Source organism: Novosphingobium sp. (genome assembly GCF_027486195.1).
Classification (GTDB): Bacteria; Pseudomonadota; Alphaproteobacteria; order Sphingomonadales; family Sphingomonadaceae; genus Novosphingobium.
Map to the genome: position 1 here is coordinate 1 of NZ_JAIXPP010000037.1, position 5666 is coordinate 5666.

9 protein-coding genes are annotated in these 5666 nt (G+C 63.2%); all 9 read left to right on the plus strand.

The features are described 5' to 3' along the window. A partial coding sequence (gene nuoB, locus Q0071_RS07800) for an NADH-quinone oxidoreductase subunit NuoB (protein WP_298167045.1) occupies nt 1-270 on the plus strand: 270 nt, incomplete at its 5' end. 13 nt (nt 271-283) lie between these two features. Beyond that, nucleotides 284-916 (plus strand): NADH-quinone oxidoreductase subunit C, encoded by a 633-nt coding sequence (locus Q0071_RS07805; RefSeq protein WP_298167047.1) that lies wholly within the window; start codon nt 284-286, stop codon nt 914-916. Beyond that, nucleotides 913-2124, plus strand: a complete 1212-nt coding sequence (locus Q0071_RS07810) for an NADH-quinone oxidoreductase subunit D (RefSeq protein ID WP_298167049.1) — start codon at nt 913-915, stop codon at nt 2122-2124. The genes Q0071_RS07805 and Q0071_RS07810 overlap by 4 nt, the downstream gene beginning before the upstream one ends. Beyond that, nucleotides 2121-2471 (plus strand): nuclear transport factor 2 family protein, encoded by a 351-nt coding sequence (locus Q0071_RS07815; RefSeq protein ID WP_298167051.1) that lies wholly within the window; start codon nt 2121-2123, stop codon nt 2469-2471. The genes Q0071_RS07810 and Q0071_RS07815 overlap by 4 nt, the downstream gene beginning before the upstream one ends. Then, complete coding sequence (locus Q0071_RS07820; RefSeq protein ID WP_298167052.1) at nt 2471-3139, plus strand: NAD(P)H-dependent oxidoreductase subunit E; 669 nt, start codon at nt 2471-2473, stop codon at nt 3137-3139. The genes Q0071_RS07815 and Q0071_RS07820 overlap by 1 nt, the downstream gene beginning before the upstream one ends. After that, nucleotides 3139-3315: a hypothetical protein gene (locus tag Q0071_RS07825; RefSeq protein WP_298167054.1), complete on the plus strand. Its 177-nt coding sequence runs from the start codon at nt 3139-3141 to the stop codon at nt 3313-3315. The genes Q0071_RS07820 and Q0071_RS07825 overlap by 1 nt, the downstream gene beginning before the upstream one ends. Next, nucleotides 3305-4588, plus strand: coding sequence for an NADH-quinone oxidoreductase subunit NuoF (gene nuoF / locus Q0071_RS07830; RefSeq protein ID WP_298167056.1), 1284 nt, complete (start codon nt 3305-3307; stop codon nt 4586-4588). The genes Q0071_RS07825 and nuoF overlap by 11 nt, the downstream gene beginning before the upstream one ends. A 71-nt stretch (nt 4589-4659) precedes the next feature. Continuing rightward, nucleotides 4660-5283 carry a hypothetical protein gene (locus tag Q0071_RS07835; RefSeq protein WP_298167059.1) on the plus strand — a complete coding sequence of 208 codons (624 nt, stop codon included), beginning with the start codon at nt 4660-4662 and terminating at the stop codon, nt 5281-5283. A gap of 42 nt (nt 5284-5325) precedes the next feature. After that, nucleotides 5326-5666: 2Fe-2S iron-sulfur cluster-binding protein (locus tag Q0071_RS07840; RefSeq protein WP_298167060.1), on the plus strand; the 341-nt coding region annotated here is incomplete at its 3' end.

The following is a 5666-nucleotide window of genomic DNA, read 5'->3' on the forward strand; positions in this document are numbered from 1 at the left end:
ATCGTGGCCGGCACGCTGTGCAACAAGATGGCCCCGGCGCTGCGCAAGGTCTACGACCAGATGTCGGACCCCAAGTACGTCATCTCGATGGGCAGCTGCGCCAATGGCGGCGGCTATTATCACTATAGCTATTCAGTGGTGCGCGGCTGCGACCGGATCGTGCCGGTCGACATCTACGTGCCGGGTTGCCCGCCGACTGCCGAGGCGCTGCTGTATGGCGTGATGCAACTGCAGCGGAAGATCCGCCGCGCCGGTACGATCGAGCGTTGAGGGGATTGCCGAAATGACCGTGCTTCATTCCGCCCCCCGCTACGCGCCGTTCGACGGCGTGCTGGAAACGCTGAGCGGTGCGTTGGGCGCCGATGTGATCTCCGCGCGCGAGCAGCATGGCGAGATTGTCATCCATGTCGTTCGCGAGCGGATCGTCGAGGTGCTGCGGGCCCTTCGCGATACCCACGAATATCAGCAGCTGATGGACATTGCAGGCGCCGACTATCCCTCGCGGCCCGAGCGGTTCGAGGTGGTCTACTGCCTGCTTTCGCTGACGAAGAACCACCGCCTGATCGTCAAGGTTTCGACCGACGAGGCGACACCGGTGCCGACCGCGACGGTGCTCTGGCCCAATGCCGGCTGGTACGAGCGCGAAGTCTACGACATGTACGGCGTGCTCTTCGCCGGGCATCCGGACCTGCGCCGCATTCTCACCGACTACGGCTTCCAGGGCCACCCGTTCCGCAAGGACTTCCCGCTGACCGGCTATGTCGAGCTGCGCTATTCCGAAGAAGACAAGCGCGTCGTCTACGAGAAGGTCGAGCTTGCGCAGGACCTTCGGCAGTTCGATTTCATGAGCCCGTGGGAAGGCGCTGACTATGTGCTGCCGGGCGATGAGAAGGCCGGTGAGGGGGCAAAGCCATGAGCCTGCAACTGGAACAGTCGCCCACCACCGGCGACGAGGTCATCAGCAACTACACGATCAACTTCGGCCCGCAGCACCCGGCGGCGCACGGCGTGCTGCGCATGGTGATGGAGCTGGACGGCGAGATCATCGAGCGGATCGACCCGCATGTCGGCCTGCTCCACCGCGGCACCGAAAAGCTGATCGAGCACAAGACCTACCTTCAGGCGCTGCCGTACTTCGACCGGCTGGACTACTGCTCGCCGCTGGCGATGGAGCACACTTATGTGCTCGCGGTAGAAAAGCTGCTCAATATCGAAGTGCCGCTGCGCGCGCAGTATCTGCGCGTCTTGTTCGCCGAGCTGACGCGCATCTGCAACCACATGCTGAACCTCGGCAGCCATGTGATGGACGTCGGCGCGATGACGCCGAACCTGTGGCTGTTCGAGATCCGCGAGGATTGCCTCAACTTCTTCGAACGCGCTTCTGGCGCGCGCATGCATGCGGCGTGGTTCCGCCCCGGCGGCGTGCATCAGGATGTGCCGCTCAAGCTGCTGACGGACATCGCCGACTGGCTGGATACGCGGTTGCCGCAGATCTTCGAAGACGCGATGAGCCTCGTTGTCGACAACCGCATCTTCAAGCAGCGCAACGTCGATATCGCGGTGGTGAGCCGCGAGGACGCGATTGCCTGGGGCTTCTCCGGCCCGATGATCCGCGCCGCGGGCATTCCGTGGGATCTGCGCAAGAGCCAGCCCTACGATGTCTATGATCGCATGGACTTCGAGATCCCGGTGGGCACCCGCTCGGATTGCTACGACCGGTTCATGGTCCGCGTCGAGGAAGTGCGACAGTCCGCGCGGATCATGAAACAGTGCCTCGCGGAAATGCCCGAAGGCCCGGTTTCCAGCTCTGACCGCAAGGTCGTGCCGCCGAAGCGCGGCGAGATGAAGCAATCGATGGAAGCACTTATCCATCACTTCAAGCTCTACACCGAAGGCTTTCACGTGCCGGCGGGCGAGGTCTACGTCGCGACCGAAAGCCCCAAGGGCGAGTTCGGCGTCTATCTGGTGTCGGATGGTTCGAACAAACCCTACCGCTGCAAGATCCGCCCGACAGCGTTTTCGCACCTGCAGGCGATGGACTTCATGTCGAAGGGCCACATGCTGCCCGACGCGACCGCCATTCTGGGCGCGATCGACGTGGTGTTCGGGGAGTGTGACCGGTGAGCAATCTTGCCACCGCCAAGGCCATGATTGCCGCCTACAATGCGCAGGATGTGGATACCTACGTGTCCTACATGACCGACGACGCCTGCGAGGCGAACTATCGCGGTGATGTCGTGCGCGAAGGCAAGGAAGGCACGCGTTCGGGCCTTGCTGCCGCGTTTGCGCGCTGGCCGCAGAACCATGCCGAGATCATCGAGGCTCAGGCCATCGGCAATTACGTGTTGATGCGCGAGCATGTGACGCGCGGGCCGGCGACAGATGGTTCGTCGCTGGTAGAGCCGTTCGACGTCGTCGCGGTCTATTCTTTCGAAGGCGAGAAATGCTCTCGCGTGGAGTTCATTCGCTGATGGCTGACCGTCATATCGAACCTGATACCCCCGAACTCCGCGCCCGCTGGGGCGGTTTTGCGTGGACGGCTGAGAATGCCGAGAAGGCCAAGGAAATCATCGCACGCTATCCGGCGGGGCGGCAGCGCTCGGCGGTGATGCCGCTGCTCGATCTCGCGCAGCGCCAGGTCGGCGCGGAAGAGAATACGCAAGGCTGGTTGCCGATTCCGGTGATGGAATACGTGGCGAAGCAGCTCGACATGCCGATCATCCGCGTGGTCGAAGTGGCGACGTTCTACACGATGTACAACATCGCGCCGATCGGGCGGTTCCACGTGCAGGTCTGCGGGACGACGCCGTGCATGCTGCGCGGGTCTGACGACATCATGGCGGCGTGCAAGGCGCGCGGGCTCAAGAAGGGCCACACGACGGACGACGGCGTGTTCACGCTGACCGAAGTGGAATGCATGGGCAACTGCGCCTCCGCGCCGATGGTGCAGATCAACGACGACAACTACGAGGACCTGACCGCGGCAGACATGACGCGCATCCTCGACGAACTGGCGGCGGGCAAGCAGCCCAAGACGGGCACGCAGCTGCCGGGCCGCCACACGGTCGAGCCCGCCGGCGCGCTGAGCTCGCTGACCGCGATGGCGGCGGCGAACCACGATTACCGGGGGGAATGGTGATGGCCCTCAAGCCGATCCTGATTGCTGTCGGCGCGGTGCTGATTGGGCTCGGGATGCTCGATCTGGCGCGTGACGGGAGCATGGGCACCTGGGCGATTGCCATTGCCGCGCTGCTGATCGCTTTTGCGACGCGTGGCGATGCGCCGAAGAAGAACGGAGCGGACAATGCTCGCTGACAAGGACCGCATTTTCACCAACCTCTACGGCTATCAGCCGTGGAACTTGAAAGCGGCGCAGGCGCGCGGGGATTGGGATAACACCAAGGCCCTGATGGCGCGCGGGCAGGACGCGATCATCGACGAGATAAAGGCGAGCGGTCTGCGCGGTCGTGGCGGCGCGGGCTTCCCGACCGGGATGAAGTGGTCGTTCATGCCCAAGGAGAGCAAGGACGGCCGTCCGAGCTTCCTCGTGATCAATGCCGACGAATCCGAACCCGGTTCGTGCAAGGACCGCGAGATCATCCGCCACGATCCGCACAAGCTGATCGAGGGCGCGCTGGTCGCGGGCTATGCGATGCGCGCGCGGGCGGCCTATATCTACATTCGCGGCGAATACATCCGCGAGGCGGAGACGCTGTTTGCCGCGGTTGCCGAAGCCTATGAGGCAGGGCTGCTGGGCAAGAACGCGTGCGGTTCGGGCTATGATTTCGACGTCTTCGTCCACCGCGGCGCGGGCGCTTACATCTGTGGCGAAGAGACCGCGATGATCGAGAGCCTTGAGGGCAAGAAGGGCCAGCCCCGGCTCAAGCCGCCGTTCCCGGCTGGCGCGGGGCTCTATGGCTGCCCGACGACGGTGAACAACGTCGAGAGCATCGCAGTCGCGCCGACGATCCTGCGGCGCGGCGCGGCGTGGTTTTCGAGCTTCGGGCGCGATAACAACAAGGGCACCAAGCTCTTCCAGATCAGCGGGCATGTCGAAAAGCCCTGCGTGGTTGAGGAAGCGATGAGCATCCCGTTCAGCGAGCTGATCGAGAAGCACTGCGGCGGCATTCGCGGCGGGCGCGACAATCTGCTGGCGGTGATCCCCGGCGGGTCTTCGGTGCCCTTGGTGCCGGCGGCGGAAATCTGGGACGCGCCGATGGATTTCGACGGGCTCAAGGCCGTCGGTTCGGGCCTCGGCACGGCGGCTGTGATCGTGATGGACAAGTCCACCGATATCGTCCGCGCGATTGCCCGCCTCTCGTACTTCTACAAGCACGAGAGCTGCGGCCAGTGCACCCCGTGCCGCGAGGGCACTGGCTGGATGTGGCGCGTGATGGAACGCCTGCGCACCGGCGATGCGGCGGTCGAAGAGATCGACATGCTCCAGCAGGTGACCAAGCAGGTCGAAGGCCACACCATCTGCGCGCTGGGCGACGCGGCGGCTTGGCCGATCCAGGGCCTGATCAAGCACTTCCGGCCCGAGATCGAACGCCGGATTGCGGAGAATGCGCGGGAGGCCGCGGAGTGAGGCTTGCCCATCATCTTGTTGCCTCACTGCTGATCGGGGGAGGCATGCTTTGCGGCCTTGCCGGCGCAGCTATGGCGCAGGATACGGGAAGTCTTGTCCGCCCGGAGCCCGCACAGCTCGGCGAAAAGGCCGGTGAGGTGGCTGCGCGCAAGACGATGGCGGCGTATGCAATCTGTTTGCTCAAGCGCAATCGCGGCGGGGTCATGTTCTACCTTGGAACATTCCCGGGTGGCGCGGATGCAAACAAGCGGGCGGCTCGGTTGTCTGTGAGCGATTGTATCGACAACGGTAGCCTCCAATTCAGCGAAAGCGCGTTTCGGGGCGCGGCTTACCAAGCGCTCTATCGCCAGGAATTTGCGTTCAAATCTGTAGACAGCGTTGCTGACCGTGCCTCACTCGATTACACAGCCGGTTCGGACGGCACTCAGGAAAAAGACCTGCAAGCTATTGGTTTGCGTCAATTTTCTGACTGTGTAGTGCGGGCAAATCCCGTGGTTGTCCACGCTCTTGCCATCAGCGTGGTCGGATCGGGTCAGGAAAACTCGGCTTTCGGTACGCTTGCTCCAAATCTTTCGGCTTGCCTTCCAAAGGGCCAGACCTTGGCTTTCTCGAGGAACATTCTGCGCAACGCCTTGATCGAGGTACTTTATCGGCTCCGCGTGTCGGATCCGCTTTCGAAACAGGGTCAGAAGTGATGAACAGGCCGCTCAATTCGAACAATCTGAGGGGGCTCCGCAATGCCTAAACTCAAAGTAGACGGCGTAGAGCTCGAAGTCCCCGCAGGCGCGACGGTGCTGCAGGCGTGCGAGCTCGCCGGCAAGGAAATCCCCCGCTTCTGTTATCACGAGCGGCTGTCCATCGCCGGCAACTGCCGCATGTGTCTGGTCGAAGTGAAGCCCGGGCCGCCCAAGCCGCAGGCTTCGTGTGCGTTGCCGGCCTCTGAAGGCCAGGAAATCCGCACCGATAGCGAGATGGTCAAGAAGGCGCGCGAGGGGGTGATGGAGTTTCTCCTCATCAACCACCCGCTCGATTGCCCGATCTGCGATCAGGGCGGCGAATGCGATCTGCAGGACCAGTC

Coding starts and splice junctions, on each gene's coding strand:
- Q0071_RS07805 (WP_298167047.1), top strand. CDS start 284: ATGACCGTGCTTCATTCCGCCCCCCGCTACGCGCCGTTCGACGGCGTG.
- Q0071_RS07810 (WP_298167049.1), top strand. CDS start 913: ATGAGCCTGCAACTGGAACAGTCGCCCACCACCGGCGACGAGGTCATC.
- Q0071_RS07820 (WP_298167052.1), top strand. CDS start 2,471: ATGGCTGACCGTCATATCGAACCTGATACCCCCGAACTCCGCGCCCGC.
- Q0071_RS07825 (WP_298167054.1), top strand. CDS start 3,139: ATGGCCCTCAAGCCGATCCTGATTGCTGTCGGCGCGGTGCTGATTGGG.
- nuoF (WP_298167056.1), top strand. CDS start 3,305: ATGCTCGCTGACAAGGACCGCATTTTCACCAACCTCTACGGCTATCAG.
- Q0071_RS07835 (WP_298167059.1), top strand. CDS start 4,660: ATGGCGCAGGATACGGGAAGTCTTGTCCGCCCGGAGCCCGCACAGCTC.